Annotated in this window: 19 protein-coding genes, 2 tRNA genes and 1 other annotated feature (1 of these 22 running past the window's edge); of the genes, 6 read left to right on the plus strand and 15 right to left on the minus strand. The window is 41.8% G+C overall.

From position 1 onward, the window contains the following. Positions 1–7: 7 nt before the first annotated feature. From B7692_RS06750 to B7692_RS06770, 5 genes are all read right to left on the minus strand, one after another. A complete protein-coding gene (locus tag B7692_RS06750; protein ID WP_084930277.1) occupies positions 8–751 on the minus strand; it encodes a 16S rRNA (uracil(1498)-N(3))-methyltransferase in 744 nt (247 codons plus the stop codon). Between the two features lies 1 nt (position 752). Further along, the gene (prmA, locus tag B7692_RS06755) at positions 753–1,703 is read right to left on the minus strand and encodes a 50S ribosomal protein L11 methyltransferase (RefSeq protein WP_084930316.1); all 951 of its coding nucleotides are present in this window, start codon (positions 1,701–1,703) and stop codon (positions 753–755) included. 137 nt (positions 1,704–1,840) lie between these two features. Continuing rightward, entirely contained in the window at positions 1,841–2,314 is a 474-nt protein-coding gene (locus tag B7692_RS06760) for a GNAT family N-acetyltransferase (RefSeq protein WP_084930278.1), read from the minus strand. After that, the gene (locus tag B7692_RS06765) at positions 2,311–2,739 is read right to left on the minus strand and encodes an NUDIX hydrolase (protein WP_084930279.1); all 429 of its coding nucleotides are present in this window, start codon (positions 2,737–2,739) and stop codon (positions 2,311–2,313) included. The genes B7692_RS06760 and B7692_RS06765 overlap by 4 nt, the downstream gene beginning before the upstream one ends. 9 nt (positions 2,740–2,748) lie before the next feature. After that, positions 2,749–3,219 (minus strand): DUF3013 family protein, encoded by a 471-nt coding sequence (locus tag B7692_RS06770; protein WP_000257122.1) that lies wholly within the window; start codon positions 3,217–3,219, stop codon positions 2,749–2,751. Between the two features lie 115 nt (positions 3,220–3,334). On the opposite strand from B7692_RS06770, the gene B7692_RS06775 reads away from it, so the two are divergent. The 4 genes from B7692_RS06775 (at position 3,335) to B7692_RS06790 (ending at position 5,948) form a co-directional block, all read left to right on the plus strand. After that, the gene (locus B7692_RS06775; protein ID WP_033684837.1) at positions 3,335–4,606 is read left to right on the plus strand and encodes a replication-associated recombination protein A; all 1,272 of its coding nucleotides are present in this window, start codon (positions 3,335–3,337) and stop codon (positions 4,604–4,606) included. Between the two features lie 264 nt (positions 4,607–4,870). Then, positions 4,871–4,943 (plus strand) — tRNA-Lys (locus tag B7692_RS06780). A 354-nt stretch (positions 4,944–5,297) separates the two neighbouring features. Beyond that, positions 5,298–5,813 carry a DUF308 domain-containing protein gene (locus B7692_RS06785; protein ID WP_033681462.1) on the plus strand — a complete coding sequence of 172 codons (516 nt, stop codon included), beginning with the start codon at positions 5,298–5,300 and terminating at the stop codon, positions 5,811–5,813. Between the two features lie 62 nt (positions 5,814–5,875). Further along, positions 5,876–5,948, plus strand: a tRNA-Lys gene (locus B7692_RS06790). A gap of 140 nt (positions 5,949–6,088) precedes the next feature. Here the strand turns inward: B7692_RS06790 and B7692_RS06795 are convergent. After that, positions 6,089–7,177, minus strand: a complete 1,089-nt coding sequence (locus B7692_RS06795) for an AI-2E family transporter (protein ID WP_075231893.1) — start codon at positions 7,175–7,177, stop codon at positions 6,089–6,091. A gap of 9 nt (positions 7,178–7,186) precedes the next feature. Further along, positions 7,187–8,476, minus strand: a complete 1,290-nt coding sequence (locus B7692_RS06800; protein ID WP_084930280.1) for a hypothetical protein — start codon at positions 8,474–8,476, stop codon at positions 7,187–7,189. Positions 8,477–9,279: 803 nt separating this feature from the next. On the opposite strand from B7692_RS06800, the gene B7692_RS06810 reads away from it, so the two are divergent. Then, the gene (locus B7692_RS06810) at positions 9,280–10,425 is read left to right on the plus strand and encodes a low temperature requirement protein A (RefSeq protein ID WP_084930282.1); all 1,146 of its coding nucleotides are present in this window, start codon (positions 9,280–9,282) and stop codon (positions 10,423–10,425) included. Between the two features lie 49 nt (positions 10,426–10,474). Here B7692_RS06810 and B7692_RS06815 read toward each other — a convergent pair whose 3' ends face one another. Then, positions 10,475–10,930 (minus strand): GNAT family N-acetyltransferase, encoded by a 456-nt coding sequence (locus tag B7692_RS06815; RefSeq protein ID WP_084930317.1) that lies wholly within the window; start codon positions 10,928–10,930, stop codon positions 10,475–10,477. A gap of 69 nt (positions 10,931–10,999) precedes the next feature. On the opposite strand from B7692_RS06815, the gene B7692_RS06820 reads away from it, so the two are divergent. After that, positions 11,000–11,659, plus strand: coding sequence for a prepilin peptidase (locus B7692_RS06820; RefSeq protein WP_084930283.1), 660 nt, complete (start codon positions 11,000–11,002; stop codon positions 11,657–11,659). Here B7692_RS06820 and trpA read toward each other — a convergent pair. Genes trpA through trpE form a run of 7 tightly spaced genes read right to left on the minus strand, consistent with a single transcriptional unit; the run spans position 11,631 to position 17,890 of the window. Further along, complete coding sequence (trpA, locus tag B7692_RS06825) at positions 11,631–12,407, minus strand: tryptophan synthase subunit alpha (protein WP_084930284.1); 777 nt, start codon at positions 12,405–12,407, stop codon at positions 11,631–11,633. The genes B7692_RS06820 and trpA overlap by 29 nt on opposite strands. After that, positions 12,400–13,623: a tryptophan synthase subunit beta gene (gene trpB, locus B7692_RS06830; RefSeq protein WP_084930285.1), complete on the minus strand. Its 1,224-nt coding sequence runs from the start codon at positions 13,621–13,623 to the stop codon at positions 12,400–12,402. Before trpB ends, trpA begins: the two co-directional genes overlap by 8 nt. Continuing rightward, complete coding sequence (locus tag B7692_RS06835; protein WP_020901643.1) at positions 13,601–14,200, minus strand: phosphoribosylanthranilate isomerase; 600 nt, start codon at positions 14,198–14,200, stop codon at positions 13,601–13,603. Before B7692_RS06835 ends, trpB begins: the two co-directional genes overlap by 23 nt. Next, positions 14,187–14,954, minus strand: a complete 768-nt coding sequence (trpC, locus tag B7692_RS06840; protein ID WP_084930286.1) for an indole-3-glycerol phosphate synthase TrpC — start codon at positions 14,952–14,954, stop codon at positions 14,187–14,189. The genes B7692_RS06835 and trpC overlap by 14 nt, the downstream gene beginning before the upstream one ends. Beyond that, positions 14,951–15,955, minus strand: a complete 1,005-nt coding sequence (gene trpD / locus B7692_RS06845) for an anthranilate phosphoribosyltransferase (RefSeq protein ID WP_084930287.1) — start codon at positions 15,953–15,955, stop codon at positions 14,951–14,953. Before trpD ends, trpC begins: the two co-directional genes overlap by 4 nt. Positions 15,956–15,965: 10 nt before the next feature. Beyond that, complete coding sequence (locus B7692_RS06850) at positions 15,966–16,532, minus strand: aminodeoxychorismate/anthranilate synthase component II (protein WP_084890039.1); 567 nt, start codon at positions 16,530–16,532, stop codon at positions 15,966–15,968. Next, entirely contained in the window at positions 16,529–17,890 is a 1,362-nt protein-coding gene (trpE, locus tag B7692_RS06855; RefSeq protein ID WP_084930288.1) for an anthranilate synthase component I, read from the minus strand. Before trpE ends, B7692_RS06850 begins: the two co-directional genes overlap by 4 nt. Positions 17,891–17,961: 71 nt before the next feature. Continuing rightward, positions 17,962–18,118, minus strand: a binding site (T-box leader) (it continues 69 nt past the right edge of the window).

The raw sequence follows: 18,118 nt of genomic DNA on the forward strand, positions 1-18,118 counted from the left end.
CTTCCTCTTATTTCTCTAATTCTAATAAAACACTAAGGGCTGATAAAGCGTAAAGTGGTGCTGTTTCTGCTCGCAAAATACGAAGACCAAGGCCTGCCAAGACAGCTCCTTTAGCTTCAAAAATTTCGATTTCTGCAGGTGAGAGACCACCTTCTGGACCAAAGATAAAGAGTAATTTGGCTCCTTTCTCGAGTCCAGTAACTGCTTTTATAAGAGCAGCGGCTTCTCCTTCTTTGGCCGACTCTTCATAGGCTACTACGATAGAGTCAAACTGGTCAAATTGGGCTAGAAAATCTGCTTTTTTCTCAAAAAGCTGGATACTTGGAACAATATTCCGCTTGCTTTGCTCGGCTGCTCCAAGGGCGATTTTTTCTAGTTTTTCAACCTTTTTACCCAACTTCTTGCCATCCCACTTGGCAACGGACCAATCGGCAGGAAAGGCCCAGATTTGGCTGGCACCCAGTTCGGTCACTTTTTGAGTGATAAACTCCAGCTTGTCTCCCTTTGGAAATCCGGATGCGATGGTTACTTGGACGGGCAGTTCTACATTATCAGCTAGCTCTTCAACCAACTCAAACCGACGAGCTTCCACATCCAGCACGCGCGCCAAACGTTTAATGCCATCATCAAAGACCAAGGTCACTTCATCATCTTCTTTCAAGCGCATAACCTGAAACATATGCTTGCTGGTTTCCTTGTCCTCGATGGTGACAGGAGAGATAGCACTGCCTTTGACAAAATACTGTTGCATGCTAGCCTCCAATCACACCTGAAATATCCTTGGTTTTCTTAAAGACACAGGCATTCCATTCCCCTTGAACCATGTGGGTTTCAAGGAAAAATCCAGCTGACTCAGCCGACTCGCGCACCATGTCCCACTTGTCCTTGATAATGCCACTCATGATCAGGTAGCCTTCATCCTTGACCAAACGATAGGCATCGTCTGTCAGATGAATGAGAATATCCGCCAAGATATTAGCTACAATCACATCTGCCTCAATCTCAACTCCCTTAAGCAAATCTCCTGCTGCTACATGGATATTTTCCATTCCAGGGTTAAGTTCAATATTTTCCTGAGCAACACGAACTGCTACATCATCTAGGTCATAGGCGAAGATTTCCTTGGCACCAAGTAGCGAGCTAGCAATGGAGAGAACCCCTGAACCAGTCCCCACATCTAGCACTGTTTCCCCACCACGAAGAACCTGCTCCAAGGCAAAGAGGCTCATCTTAGTGGTTGGATGCGTCCCAGTACCAAACGCCATACCTGGATCCAGCTTGATAATCTTTTCTCCCGCAGTCGCCTCATAGTCTGTCCACGACGGCACGATGGTCAAATCATGAGTGATGCGAGCGGGTTCATAGTATTTCTTCCAGTTGTCTGCCCAGTCTTCCTCAGCTAAGGCAGTCGTCCCCATCTTGACCTCACCCAAATCCATAAAATCTGTCAATTCTGCTAGGCGAGCCTGCAAATCTGCTTCAACCACTGCTACATCAACCGTTTCAGGATAGTAGGCCGTCACCACGATTTCTTCCTCTTGCTCAACCTCTGGGAAAATCTCGCCGAAGCGGTCAACATTTCCCACATAGTCCATACTATCTTCGATCGCAACGCCTTGCGCTCCCAGCTCAATCAAGAGATTGGAAACCAACTCCTCTCCCTCACGCTTAACTGTAACTTTTAACTCTTGCCATGTTTCCATCATTAAAATACCAAGCCCGTAAAACACAAAGCCAAAATAGGAAATTCTCTGAAGACGCTTGTGTCTAAGAGAAGTTTATCTTTTTGGCACAGTGTTTAGGGCGGGTTCAGTTTAGAAATTTAACCGAACCATCCTTTCTATTTCTCTATGCATTTTTTCATGTATACCATATCCATGCCTTCTTTTTCAGGTTCAGTATGGGTTTGGTGGTAGCCGTTCTTCTCATAGAAAGCAACCATACCTTCATCCTGTAATACCGTACACAAATCCCACTGTGTGATGGTTGGAAATTCTTTTTCCAGCAAGCTTAAACCTTTCGATCCATACCCTTTTCCTTGATAGGGAGGTAAAATCGCCGCTGTTCCTAACCAAGCCTCGGTCAATTCTTCATTGGTCTGAACTCGTAAAAATCCGATGTTTTCTTCATCTTCTTTTACAAAGTAGTAATAGCTATTGGGACGCTCGACTAATTTCCATTTGATTCGTTCGCGATCTTCTAGATAGGGATCATATTCATCCTGGTATTTGTCATAGACAGCCTTAAAGCTAGCTCTTTGAATCGCAATGACGTCCTCTAAATACTCTACTCCCGCTCGAACAAGTGTTATCATAAACTTTCCTCCAAATAATCCCTCAATCTCCCCTGTAGCTGAGGCACTGCCTGTTTAGACTTCAAAAACTCCTCAATAGGCATCAGTTTATAGGCCTGTCCTTCATCTCCAAAGGTAATATTGTCAAATTGTTCTTGTCTTAGCTGACCAACCATAAAGACCGATTGCTTGCCTTCAAAGATTACGCTAGGATAAATTTTGCCCCAAAGCAAACAATCTTCATTTAAATGAATTCCCAGTTCTTCATAAACTTCACGCGCCGCACACTCAAAAGGACTTTCATCGCCTTCACGTCCACCACCGGGCAACTCCCACATATTGGGCCAGGGAATGCTTGACTTATCATCGCGTAAGATAGTCAAGATCTTATCCCCACAAAACAAAGCAATCTTGCAGCCTGTGAAATCAGAAATTTCTAGTTCCATGTCAAACTCCTAATATCTCGGATAAGGATAAAATTCTCCCTCTTCCAAGCCAACTTTTCCTTCTTCAAAGACTTCTTGGTTCCATTCCATGACAAATTCTTCTGCTTCTGGGTCTTCCAAAAAGTCCATGAGGGCATCTAGTCCAACCTCGGCAGTGTCTTTAAGGAATAGCGCAAAATAAGCTAAAAATTCACGAGAAAAACCTTTTTTAGGTAGGTAAGGAATGACAGTCAAATAGTCTTCCTCATTGACTGTTGATTTGGCAGGATTGTAAAAAAGCACTGCTTCCTCAAAGAGAATGTCATCTGACGAAACCTCTCCGTCTTCATCTACCATCTCCACACCTGCAGCGTTTTGCGCTTCCAATAGAAAACTCACTTCAACCGCGTGGTTACGCTTGTCCCAACTAATCTCAAAGTCAAAGGGAAAATTCTTCTCCAACTCTTCCTCTAAAACATCTAAAAATCCGTATGTTGCCATTTTGTCCTCTTTCTATGCGACTCTTTAATCGCCCCGATTGCTCGGAAATATGCTAAAATAGATACTACCATCTTACCACATATACATCAGAAAATCCACGTTAGAAAGGACTGCTATGCCAGACAATCTCGCGCTTCGCATGCGCCCTAAAACCATCGACCAGGTCATCGGTCAGGAACATCTGGTCGGACAAGGAAAAATCATCCGCCGCATGGTAGAAGCCAACCGCCTGTCCTCCATGATTCTCTATGGCCCTCCGGGAATCGGCAAGACCAGTATTGCCTCTGCCATCGCAGGGACTACTAAGTATGCCTTTCGAACTTTCAATGCGACAGTTGATAGTAAAAAACGACTGCAAGAAATTGCGGAAGAGGCTAAATTCTCTGGTGGTCTCGTCCTATTACTAGACGAGATTCATAGACTAGATAAAACCAAGCAAGACTTTCTTCTTCCACTCTTGGAAAGTGGACTGGTCATCATGATTGGCGCTACGACTGAAAATCCTTTCTTTTCTGTCACTCCTGCCATTCGTAGCCGTGTTCAAATTTTTGAGTTGGAACCTCTGTCTAACCAAGACGTCAAAGAGGCCCTGCAGATAGCTCTAAGTAACCCTGAGCGTGGTTTTGATTTTCCAGTAGAACTAGATGAGGATGCGCTGGATTTCATTGCTACCTCTACAAACGGAGACCTTCGCTCTGCCTTCAACTCACTGGATTTGGCAGTTCTTTCTACCCCTGAGAATGACAAGGGCATTCGCCATATCACCCTAGACATCATGGAAAATAGCCTGCAGCGGAGCTACATTACCATGGATAAGGACGGAGATGGCCACTATGATGTTCTCTCAGCCCTGCAAAAGTCTATCCGTGGCTCAGATGTGGATGCTAGTCTTCACTATGCTGCCCGCTTGATTGAGGCTGGTGATTTGCCAAGTCTCGCTCGTCGTTTGACTGTTATCGCTTATGAAGATATCGGTTTGGCCAATCCTGAAGCTCAGATTCACACCGTGACTGCTCTGGATGCTGCACAAAGGATTGGTTTCCCAGAAGCCCGCATTCTCATTGCCAATGTCGTGATTGATTTGGCCCTTTCTCCAAAATCCAACTCAGCCTATGTAGCTATGGATAAGGCACTTGCTGACCTCAAAACATCAGGACACTTGCCTATTCCGCGACACCTGCGTGATGGGCACTACAGCGGAAGCAAGGAACTGGGGAATGCCCAAGACTATCTCTATCCACACAACTACCCTGGAAATTGGGTCAAGCAAGACTATCTACCAGAAAAAATTCGTAATCATCACTATTTCCAAGCAGAAGATACTGGTAAATATGAACGGGCTTTGGCTCAAAGAAAGGAAGCTATCGACCGTTTGCGAAAAATCTGAAATCCTTTTCAAAAAATTGCACTTTCCTCTTGATTTTTTTTGAAAAAGTGGTATTATATAAACATAGAAACGCTGTGGTGTACGACTTCACACTTAAGTGTTGACCGACTATTTTTTGTATTATTAGGGAAACAAAAGTCTTCTAACAGCATGTAGGCCGTCTCACACGGAAACAGCTTCAGTTAGAGCGAGTTGCCCACCTGCTTAATTGCGCGGGTTCAATACAAACCGTGAAGTTTCGGCACCAATACAGCTTTTTTCTTTGCCTCCTTAGCTCAGCTGGCAGAGCAGCGGACTCTTAATCCGTGGGTCACAGGTTCGATCCCTGTAGGGGGCATCTAAATACAACAGGAAAAAGCCTTGTAAATCAAGGCTTTTTTTGCTTGTCTATAACTGATTTACCCCATCATTTGTCCCACATTTTAAATCTATCTTTTCTTTTTGAATCAAATTACATCTTAACAAATAGTGTAAAGCCAGTTACTTTTGCTTTGATGCCATACAATATTTTCATGTAGAGAAGACAAATTTTATCTTCTCTTTTTATTTTCAAAATAATAAAAACTGATTTTCTTTTCATAAATCAGACTGAAACTTCCAAATTTTCCATTTTGTTTATTGACATTTCCTCTAAAAAGGTGTATAATATTTTTATTATCAAACTATACTATACTATATAGGGGGTATTGAAATGAAATTTTCTAATCGTTTACTGCTATTCCTTGCAGGAGTTGTTTTTGTCCTTTTAGGACTTTTCCTATTTACAAACCCAGTAGCTAATCTTGTTGTTTACAGCTGGTGGATTGCATTTGGTTTACTGGTTTCTTCTATAGCAGCTATTTTAGGCTATTTCTCTGTACCAAAAGAGCTTCGCTCACCAGCTCATCTTTTCCAAGGGATTGTTAATCTTCTCTTAGCTCTTTACCTCGTTGCCTATGGCTTTGTGACGCTGCCAGTTGTCATTCCAACTATTTTAGGAATTTGGTTAATTGTAGAAGCCATTATAGCTTTCTTTAAAGGCAATCGTCTGGGATTGATTTTCCCTATTATTGGCAACCATATCATGTGGATAGCGTTGCTTGCATTTTTACTAGGTCTAGTGATTTTGTTCAATCCAGTAGCTACAAGTGTCTTTGTCGTTTATGTCGTTGCCTTTGCATTTTTAATTGTTGGTTTCACCTATATCCTTGATGCCTTTCGTAAATAATCTAGCTGCCATTTTGGGCATATTAAAATAGCTGGGAAGTTACATTCTCAGCTTTTTCTGTTGCCTCCTTAGCTCAGTTGGTAGAGCAGTAGACTCTTAAGCTATGGGGCGCAGGTTCGAGCCCTGCAGGGGGCACATCTAAATCAACAGAAATAAGCCTTGAAACCAAGGCTTTTTTTAACGTCTAATAGCTTTTTGTAGAAAAGTATTTAAAAATAAAAGAGAAGAGAATCTCTCACTCTCTTCTCAGTATATCTTATTAAATTTAGTTTTTCTTAATCTACCTGATTTTCCTTTGCAACGACAAATTCTTTAACCAGTCGATAGATAACAGCAAATACGGGGGTAAAGAATATCATTCCAAGTAAGCCAAAGAGATTGCCTCCAATACTAGCAGCCGCAAGCGTGAAAAGGGCTGGCAAACCAATAGACTGACCTACAACTCTAGGATAAATAAGGTTTCCTTCAATCAGCTGTATAACTTGATATAGAAGAAGAGAAAGTAAGGCTTGAGTAGGACTCACTGTGAAGATAAAAATCGCTCCCACAACACAAGCAATCATAGGCCCTACATAAGGAATGAACGATAGCACTCCTGCAAAGATACCTGTCATTACTCCATAGGGTATCCCAAACATGCTGTAACCAACCGCTATCATAACTCCTATGATAACTGCTTCAATCAGCTGACTCATCAAAAATTGGTCATAAGTCTCTAGTGCTACTTGTCCAATGTAAGTCAACTTTATCACCACCTTCTCTGGAAGAAAAACTTTTAGAAGTCGACTCGTCATCGCTGCCAAATGTTCCTTACTGGATAAAAATAAAAAGGTGAAGACTATAATCAAAAAGGCATTCATCAAACTTGAAAAAATATTGCCGATATTACTAGTCAGACCTGATAAAAAACCTATCAAAGCTTGGCTAATAGAACTAGATTGTCCCTGTATGCCTGATACGATAGTTGACAACATGTCTTTGGTTACAAATTCCGAGCTGCCTAGCAATTTCCCAAGTTGAGTAAGGACTGTTGAAAGGACTGTTCCCAGCTGACTAATAGTCTGGGCTAGGGTTGGCAGCACCAAAACCAAAAGAGCAATCACGATTAAGATAAGAGCTAGGAAAACAAGCACCATAGCAATCGGACGACGCAACTCTGCCTTTACCTTCAATTTAACTAAGTACTGTTCAATTTTTTTCATAGGAACATTAAGCACAAAAGCAATAACAGCACCATAAATCAAGGTTGATATTACATCAAAGAGAGAGATTGCTCCTGATATAAAGCTCGATGCATTCAGAATTACAAGAGCAACCAGCCCTATAAAAAGTATTAACGGGGTGTATTTTTTTACTAAGTTCATAAATTCTCCTTAATAAACATGTTTAGATACGACTATACTATTTGGTTTTTCAAACTCTCGATTAAGGTAGGCTTGGTAAGTTCCTGGAGCGATAAATCCTTTGGGTGAGAGGATATCGGTGCCAGCCTGACCGACTATGGTATCAGCCAAGAGCACACAGTTTGTAGATAAGACAAAGTAGGATTTAAACTTAGATTTGATAAATTTATAAAGTTCCCCATCTGTCTCATGTCTGATTTTATAAGCGTAGGTGTAGTCTTCCTTACCATCACCTGTCATGATTTTATCTGCACTTGGCTCCCATGGAATCGTCAGTTGTTTCAATTCAGCCAACTTTTTCTGAACTGCTTTTTCCATTTCAGGCGTCAAATCTATCCCATAACCAAAAAGCGTTTTTTGACTCTCACGTTTACATAGGTCAATGTACTTGTCACGATCACAGAAATATAAGACACCATCTCCTACCATGCCAAATAAGGTCTCAGAAGACGGATCATAGTTGCCATAAGAAATAACACGGCCTTGATAGCAGATATCCACATGACCAATTGCCGAAAACAGAGAGGTCTCAGCTGTATGAACAAAAATTTCAAGCTCCGCTGTCTTACCAGACTTCACTATTCCAAGATGGATATCTTCTTCCTCATCAGCATTTTCCAGCATAAATTTGTTAACTTTTGCTAAAGTTCTTGCAGGGATGAGAGCGGCTAGGACAATAGGTAAGCTAATTCTAATACGACGTTTGAGATGGTTTTTCCCAATTTCCTCCTCAAACAAGAAACCATCACGGATATTGGACACACCATAAAGGAAAAAATAAGCCCCTAATACAAAGAGTTGAAAGACAGAATTTCCTGTAGAGGACAAAAGACTAGTCCCACCAAGAAAAACTAGTACGAGTCCATCTAGTAAGAGACGAAAACGAGGTCGAATTTTGTTTTTGCGGTAGAGAACATAGGTGACAAGGTTAATACTAGCATGAAAAATCTGATAAACTCCAATCACAAGAGCCAGAACATAAATCGGTATATCAGTCGCAAGATTAGAACCTAGCAAATATCCCAGCACTAACAATTTAACCAGTGCAACTCCCAAGGTGTCCGTTGACTGACTTTTTTTGAAAATACGTAATACTAAATCTAAGACCGTTGCTATCCAAGCTAAAAACAGAACCAGTCGAATAACCTTTACTGGCAACCAAGTCCCCGTGACCATCAAGATGAGACCTAGCAGAACAAACAAGAACCCCTGAGCAAGTAATTTCTTACCTGTCAGACCTAAAGATAGAATTTTCGCCATATAAAAACCTTTCAACAATAAAAATTAAACACTCCGATTAAACTGACTAGTAAATAGCCAACACTACAAACAGCCTGTGCCAGCAACATATGGTGACTAGAAATGACTGTAGTAATGTCACCATCTTGTCTTATGCACTTCTAAAATTTGTTATATTGATTAGAAACCAGAGCTTATAAAAACTAGCTAAACTCGAGAGATAGACACAATTGCGACGAAAAAATGTATAACCAATTCAACTTGTTAAGGTAAGAAAGCATTATTTCCAATCTATTAATTATTCATCTATTACCTATTATGACACAATATTCCCTATAGTTCAACTTTTTACTTGTTTTTATATTACACGGACTAAAAAGTTTTCAACAGTTGATTGCATTTGTTTTAATAAGTTTTAACCTTTCTTGGTTAGATAAAAAAAGAACCATACAGTTTAGAATCTGTATGGTTTTTGCCCCACTTTTGTCCCATTTTTAAATCATGACATTGAAAATACCTAAAATCACTTATATTTCAATATTTTTAATTGCTCTCAATATGAAAGTCCTTTCCAAATCCCTGTAGGGGGCATCTAAATACAACAGGAAAATCCTTGGAAGCAAGGCTTTTTTGTGTAGTCTTAGCACTAAAAAACGATAGAAAAAACACCCCTTCTGAACTGCACCCCAAAAGTTAGACAGAAAAAACCTAACTTTTGTGGCGCAGTTCATTCGCGCCACATAAAGTTATTTAAGCATATCCTTTTCTCTCATTACCATTTTCTGTTATAATAAATTGTACTTCTAAAATAGAAAGGTCTTAAGATGACAACTCTTATTAAACATAAACGTGTAGAATTTTCAGAACTTTTTTATGACTTAGTTTTTGTTTTTGCAATTTCAAAAGTAACTACTTTAATTGACCATCTTCATAACGGTATTTTGACTTGGAATTCTTTCCTTGATTTTTTCATTGCTACTTTGTTTCTCATCGATTCCTGGATGATTCAAACCGATTATACCAATCGCTATGGAAAGAACTCTTTATTTAACATAGTAATCATGTTTATCAAAATGGGAATTTTACTCTTTATAGCCAATATGATTGGACCTGATTGGCAACAATATTTTCATTATCTCTGTTGGGCTATTGGTACATTAACCCTTACCTTATTTTTTCAATATTTGGTTGAATTTTTTAGAAAATCAACCGATGATGTTAATCGGGAAAGTATCAAAGGTTTTCTATGGATAACAGGTCTACGAAGTTTAGAAATCTACCTAGCAGCTCTTCTTCCTATTTACGTTGGAGTCTCTGTCTTATTTGCTAGTATTCTGCTAACATTTATTATGCCAATTATCTTGCTTAGTAAAGATAAGCATTACCAGGTAAATCTCCCCCATTTAATCGAGCGCATCTCCCTTCTTGTCATTATTACGTTTGGAGAGATGATTATGGAGCTAGCTAACTTCTTTACAATCGAGAATTTCTCGATTTATTCGGTTCTTTATTTCATTATTATGCTTTCTCTGTTCTTGTTTTATTTTGGTCAATTCGACCATGCTATTGATGAAAAATCTAATCAAAAGGGACTATTTCTAATTTACAGTCACTATCCTATTTTCATTGGACTTATTATGATGACCGTTTCGATGAGTTTTCTTCTGAATCCTGAAGCTAATCTTCTCTTTGCAACCAGCTTCTTTTATATCGGAATTGGCCTCTTCCAAGCTGCTGTCCTAGCAAATGGGCTCTATAACAAACACTATCTTCGCTATTCGAAAAGTTACTACTGTGTCCAAGCTACACTCTATCTGGCTGCCTTGATTCTCTCTTTAATCTTTGCTTCTAATCCTATAATAGTAGTAAGTATAACAACCATTTTAGCTCTAGCTATAGCTATTCATTCTATTTATTTTTATATGACACAGACTAAAAAACATTCCACACCTTACTGGGAGTTGTTTTAATGAGTTTATAACATAAAAAAAGCTTTGGAAACCAAGGCTTTTTTGCTTTCTATCTAAGCTTTTTCATAAGGTATTTTCGTACAGGTGCTTCAATGGTTTGAACGATTTCAAATCCTTCTTTTTGATAAAGGTGCTGTGCTGCTTGATTTGCCTCGAAAACATTTAGAGAAATACTATCTATGTCTTCATTTTCAAAGGCCAAACTAACAAATTTCCTTAAAGCCTGGCTACCTAAGCCCTGCCCCTGTTTCTGGGGGTTGATAAAAAATCTCCCGATATGTAGATTTCTGTCTTCTAGTCTGATTTTCTGGATAAGTCCTACAAACTCTGGTCCATCAAAGATTGAAAAGATTCCGTCCAAATCCTGCAAGGCTTGAATGGTCAGTGGAAAAGAAATCTTTGGTCCCATCCATTGTTCTTGAAAAGCTTGGCCGAGGGAGTTGGACCATTGGCATACGAGCTGAGCGTTTTCTGTACTCACATTTTCTTCAAAACGAATTGTCATCTTGACCTCACTATCTTGTTTATGTTTCTCCATTATACTACTTCTCCAATTTTTTACGAATAGATAAGTATGATTGATATTTATTTTTTTCTTGTCGGGAGCATTCTCGCTTCCTTTCTTGGTTTGGTCATTGACCGTTTCCCAGAGAAATCCATTATCAGTCCTGATAGTCACTGCGATTCCTGTCAGACTCGCTTGCGTCCCTTAGATTTGATTCCAATTCTCTCGCAGGTGCTCAATTGCTTTCGCTGTCGCTACTGCAAGGCTCCTTATCCTTTCTGGTATGCCCTCTTTGAACTAGGCTTAGGTCTCCTCTTTCTGGTTTACTCTTGGGGATCACTTTCCTTGGGACAAGTTATCCTAATCACTGCTGGTTTGACCTTGGGCATCTACGACTTGCGCCATCAGGAATATCCCTTACTGGTCTGGATTGTCTTTCATCTGTTTCTAATGTCCTGCTCTGGCTGGAATCTGGTCATGATCTTCTTCCTTATCCTTGGAATTTTGGCTCATTTTATCGATATTCGCATGGGCGCAGGAGATTTTCTTTTCCTATCATCTTGTGCACTTGTCTTTAGTGTGACAGAGTTGCTAATATTGATTCAGTTTGCTTCGGCGATAGGTATCCTGGCCTTTCTCCTCCAAAAGAAAAAGGAAAGACTTCCTTTCGTGCCTTTCCTCTTGCTCGCTGCTTGCGTGATTATTTTTGGTAAGCTACTGCTTGTTTGATAAAGTCCTCAATCGGCTCTCCTTGGTGGAGAGCTTTTACAATTTTCGAACCAACGATAACGCCATCCGATACCGCATTGAAACGTTCTACATCAGCTTGACTAGATACGCCAAATCCTGTCAATACTGGAATTTCGGCCACTTGATGCAATTGTGCCAAGTGCTTGTCCAAGTCTGCACGGTAATTGCCTGATTTCCCTGTCACCCCATTGATAGCAACGGCATAGACAAAGCCTTCTGCCCCTTTAATCAACTCTTTCTGGCGCTCGATCCCTGTCGTCAAACTAACTAAAGGAATCAAAGCCATGTCTGTATCTGCCAAAAATGGCTCTACAAAATTAGCATGCTCATGGGGTAGGTCTGGGATAATCAAGCCCTTAACCGCTGTATCTGCCAAGTCTTTGACAAAGTTCTCCACACCATACTGAAAGAGGGGATTGAAGTAGGTCATAATGACCAGTGGCACCTCTGTTTCAATGGTTTTCAAGGTTTCAACCAAAGCCTGAGTAGAAGTTCCATGGGCTTGACTGCGCAAGCCCGCTTCTTCGATAACAGGTCCATCTGCAACAGGATCTGAAAAGGGAATGCCCACTTCAATTGCAGAGACACCCAAATCTTCTAAAAAGTGGATTGTTTCACCTAGTCCATTCAAACCTTTCTCGTGGTCTCCAGCCATGATATAGGGAACGAAAATTCCTTTTCCAGCTGCTTTAATAGCGTTCAATTTTTCTGTTAGTGTCTTAGGCATGAGCTTCTCCCTTCTTTGCTGCATCTGCTTCCAAGCGGTCCTTGACTTGAACCACATCCTTGTCCCCACGACCCGATAGGCAGACTATCATAGATTTGTCTGGTCCAAGTTCTTTGGCCAATTTCACTGCAAAAGCGATAGCATGGCTAGATTCCAAGGCTGGGATAATCCCTTCCACACGAGACAAGAGTTGGAATCCCTCCAAGGCTTCCTCGTCTGTCACAGGAACATAGCTGGCACGTTTGATATCGTGATAGTGAGAATGTTCTGGACCGATACCAGGATAGTCCAAACCTGCTGAGATCGAGAAGGCTTCAAGAATTTGACCATGGGCATCTTGGAGCACATCCATGAGGGAACCGTGAAGAACACCCGGACGACCCTTGGTCAAGGTAGCTGCATGGTGCTTCGTATCCACACCAAGTCCAGCTGCTTCAGCCCCATACATGGCTACTGTCTCATCTTCTACAAACGGATGGAAGAGCCCGATAGCATTAGAACCGCCACCAACACAGGCTACTAGGGCATCTGGCAGATCTTGACCTGTCATATCGCGATACTGTTGTTTAGCTTCTCGACCAATGACACTTTGGAAATCACGAACAATTTCTGGGAAGGGATGAGGTCCCAAAGCAGAACCAAGGATATAGTGGGTATCATCGATATTAGCTACCCATGAACGAAGGGCCGCATTGACTGCGTCCTTGAGCACGCGCGAACCATCTGTTACAGCCTCGACCTTGGCTCCCAAAAGTTCCATACGGAACACATTGAGGGCTTGGCGTTTGACATCTTCTTCACCCATAAAGATGGTACATTCCATGTTAAAGAGGGCTGCAGCTGTTGCAGTTGCTACACCATGCTGACCAGCACCTGTTTCAGCGATAATTTTCTTTTTGCCCATGCGTTTAGCCAGAAGAACTTGTCCCAAGGCATTGTTAATCTTGTGGGCCCCTGTATGGTTAAGGTCTTCACGTTTAAGATAAATCTTGGCTCCGCCGATATGCTGGGTCAAGTTTTTTGCGTAGTAAAGAGGAGTTTCACGCCCCACATACTGGCGCAAAAGTTGGTTTAATTCCTCTTGGAAACTTGGGTCTGCCTGACTTTCACGATAAGCCTTTTCCAACTCCAAAACTGCTGTCATCAATGTTTCTGGGACAAAACGTCCACCGAATTTTCCGTAAAATCCATCTTTATTTGGTTCTTGATATGCCATTCTTTACCCTCTCTATAAATCTTCTAATCTTTTCCTGATCTTTTTGTCCATCTGTCTCCACTCCGCTCGATACATCGACTGCATAGGGAGTAAAATGTTGAATTGCTTTTACGACATTGTCTTCATTAAGCCCACCTGCGATAAAGAAAGGCTGAGTTAGTCCAATCGTATTCAGTTGACCCCAATCAAAGGTCTGGCCACTCCCAGCCACAGGGGCATCAAAGAGGAGATAATCTGCCTGAGAATTGGGTACATGACCCTCTCCATCTACCTGCACAGCCTGAATACTGGCACAAGGCAAATTCTCAAACAAATCATCTGCCACCTGACTGTGAACTTGAACCAAGTCCAAGCCAACTTTTTCAATCGCTTCTAGCAATTCTGCCCGACTTGGTGAAACAAATACGCCAACCTTCTTAACATTAGCAGGAATGGGCTTTGCCAGCTCAGTAGCCTGATCCAAGGTCACCTGTCTTTTACTAGGTGCGAAGACAAAACCGATGTAGTCTGCTCCTGCTGAAACAGCTGTTTCCACCGCTTCTTTGGTAGATAATCCGCAAATTTTAACCTTTGTCAATCTGCAACTCCTTGATTCTCTGGGCTACATCTTCTGCCTGCATAAGAGCTGTCCCAACTAAAATTCCATTAAAGGATGGTGCTACTCGTTCCGCATCCTGCCCTGTGAAAATGGCAGATTCAGAAATGTAATAACGACCTTCCTCAAAGTGCTGGGCCAAATCTACACTGGTCTGCAAGTCGACCTCAAAGGTAGTCAAGTTGCGATTGTTGACACCGATAATTTGAGCTCCAAGGCGGTGAGCTACCTCTAGTTCAGCTAGATTGTGAGTTTCCACCAAGACTTCCAGACCAAGCTCTGTCGCATAGTCATACAGTTCCTTAAGACGTTCTTCGGACAAGGCTGCCACAATGAGCAGGATGACTGTTGCACCTGCATTGCGAGCTCGGATGATTTGCTTTTCATCGATGATAAAGTCCTTGTTGAGCGTTGGAATCTGTACCTGACTGGAAATCTCCCGTAGATAATCCAAATGACCTTTAAAGAAAACTTCATCTGTCAGAACAGAAATCATCACTGCGCCGTTTTCTTCATAAGTCTGGGCCTGTTGCACAATATCCACATCGAGATTGATATCTCCCAAACTAGGGCTAGCCTTCTTGACTTCTGCGATTACCTGTAAACGGTCTTGGTGTTGTTTTAGATAGTCAGCCAAGCGATAGGTCTGGCGCAGGGGCTGAATTTTCTCCAGCTCCATCTGCTCGACCTCACGTGCCTTCTGCTCCAAAATTCGTGCTAAAAATTCCTGACTCATTTTTGATACTCCTGTAACAGTCTGAGTTTTTCAAGGGCCTTGCCACTAGCAATGACTTGACGAGCTAAGGCAACTCCTTCCTTAATGCTATCAACCTTACCATTGGCATAGAAACCAAGACCAGCATTTAAAACTGTAGTTTCCAAGAATGGACTTGGTTCATTTTTAAGAACGCTGAGCAAAATTTCTGCATTTTCCTGAGCATTCCCACCACGGATATCTTCGATAGCGTAGCCTTCCATCCCCAAGTCCTCTGGAGTAAAGCTTGACAAGGTGATTTCGCCATTTTCAAGAAGTGCAATCTTGGTTGTTCCATTCAAACCAGCTTCATCCAGTCCTTCTGGTCCAGCAACCACGATGGCACGCTTGCGACCCATATTTTTCAAAACCTGAGCTGTACTTTCTAGAAGTTCTGGACGACTAATTCCAAGAAGCTGTGTTTCCAAAGCCATTGGATGAATCAGTGGACCAGTCAAGTTCATAATCGTTGGAATTCCCAATTCCAAACGAGCTGGCATGATGTATTTCATAGCTGGGTGCATATTTTTAGCAAAGAGAAAGACGATTCCAGTTTTATCAAATACCTTACCTAGTTCAGCTGGTTTGAGGTCTAGATTGATACCCAAGGCTTCGAGGACATCTGCAGAGCCAGATTTAGAAGAAATCGAGCGGTTACCGTGCTTGGCCATGTGAACACCGCCACCAGCCAAGACAAAGGCTGCAGTTGTAGAGATGTTAAAGCTGAAAGACTTGTCGCCTCCTGTACCACAGTTGTCCATGGCATCATGAATTTCAGTTGGAATATGTTGGGCATGTCCTCTCATGACTTGGGCGATGGCTGTGCGCTCCTCAGGTGTTTCCCCCTTCATCTTAAGGGCCAAGAGGAGAGAAGCAATCTGCGCCTCTGTTACACGGCCAGTTACGATACGCTCAATGACGTCCGTCATTTCCACACTTGATAAATTTTCAAATTTTGCTAATTTTTCAATAATCTCTTTCATCCTAGTTTCCTCACTTTACAACCTTCTCGATAAAATTTCGAATAGAAGACAAGCCATCTGGTGTTCCGATGCTCTCTGGATGGTACTGGAAGCCATAAATTGGAAGGGTTTTGTGTTGAATTCCCATAATGGCCTGATCATCAGTCGAACGAGCTGTCACTTCAAAGTCTTCTGGCATTTCTTCAATCAAAATACTGTGGTAACGCATGACCGCACGGCCATCCTCAATACCTTGATACAAAACAGATGGCGCTTCAAAGCTGATATTGCTCTGTTTCCCGTGCATGACTTTTGGAGCCAAGCCTAGCTTCCCACCAAAGACTTCTGCAATGGCTTGGTGACCCAAACAAATCCCTAGAATTGGCTTCTTGCCTGCAAAGTCACGAATCATATCTTCCATCTTTCCAGCATCAACTGGCCAACCAGGACCCGGAGAAAAGACCAGACCATCTGCTTTTTCAGCTTCTTCATATAGTTTAGGATCATCATTTCTCAAGACTTGCACTTCTGCAAAATTCCCAATGTATTGCGCCAAGTTATAGGTAAAAGAATCATAGTTGTCAATTAATAAAATCATGGTCTTAGTTCTCCAATTCTAGTCATAGATTTTGCTTTGTTAATGGTTTCTTGGTATTCGTTTTGGGCGATGGAGTCATAGACAATCCCTGCCCCAGCCTGCACATAGGCTGTTTGATTTTTGAGAATCATCGTTCGGATGGCAATGGCAAAGTCCATATCACCCGTCGCAGACAAGTAGCCGATTGCTCCTGCGTATACGCCCCGTTTTTCCGTTTCCAGTTCATAGATGCGTCTCATCGCTCGAATCTTTGGTGCTCCTGAAACTGTTCCAGCTGGAAGTGTTGCTTTCAAAGCATCCATGGCAGTGAGTTCTGGAAGCAAACGCCCCTTGACCACACTGGTCAAATGCATGACATAACGGAAAAGCTCCACTTCCATATACTTAGTGACTTGGACACTGGCCGTTTCAGAGATGCGACCAATATCATTACGTCCCAAGTCTACTAACATCCGATGCTCTGCTGTTTCCTTCTCATCCGAAAGCAGGTCTGTCGCCAAATCCTTATCTTCTTCATCCGTAGCGCCTCTTGGTCGTGTCCCTGCAATCGGATTGGTTGTCACGATGCCATTTTTGACAGAAACCAAACTTTCTGGACTGGCACCGATGATTTGATAATCCCCAAAGTCATAGAAATAAAGGTAATTAGAAGGATTAGTCACGCGGAGATTTCTGTAGAAGTCAAATGGATTTCCAGTAACTTCTGCTGAGAAGCGCTGGCTGAGTACGCATTGAAACATATCACCATTACGAATCAAGTCACGAGCGGTTTCCACCATTTGCTCAAACTTTTGAGGAGCGATATGCGGTTTGAAGTCTAACGGAGATAGATCCAAGTCTTCAAATTCATTTGTAGCAGGAATGCGTAATTCCTCAAGCACTTGGTTTAAGGCTTTTTCCAAGTCTTCTTGACTACGCTCACTATAGAGAGCATCCTCGATGACATGAATTTTTTCCTTCTTGTGGTCAAAGACCATGTAACTCTCATAGACAAAGAAATGCATGTCTGGAGTTCCAATTGTATCTTCAGGAATTTGACCAATTTCTTCATAAAGCGAAATCATATCGTAGCCAACAAATCCAATGGCTCCCCCACCAAAAGGTAGGTCTGAATGGTGCTGGTTCTTATGAGTCACTTCATAAAGGAAATCCAAGGGATCCCGATCAATCACTTGACCATTTTGATAAAGAACTCCATTTTCAAACTTAATCTCAAAAACTGGATTATAGGCTAAGATAGAAAAACGAGCGGTTTCCTTGTCTCTCGGAATACTCTCTAAAATAACCTTGTGTTGCCCCTTTAGGCGCATATAAGCCAAGATTGGTGATAAGACATCTCCATGAATGATTCGTTCCATTGTAATTTCCCTTTCAGTTCTACTTCTAGTCCGTGGTGACTGTATGAAAAATCCCCACGCAAAATAACTTGCGTGAGGACGAAATTCGCGGTGCCACCTCAATTATAGGATTTCTCCTATCTCTCATTCCTGTCTCAGAAACCTCCTGTAACAGGCTGTGCGATAAAGGGCACTCCCTTGAGAATTATGTTTTCTTCTCTTGTTTCAGATGGACCCAACCTTACAGCT

Origin of the sequence: Streptococcus mitis, from assembly GCF_002096925.1 — a bacterium.
Taxonomy (GTDB): Bacteria; Bacillota; Bacilli; order Lactobacillales; family Streptococcaceae; genus Streptococcus; species Streptococcus mitis_AF.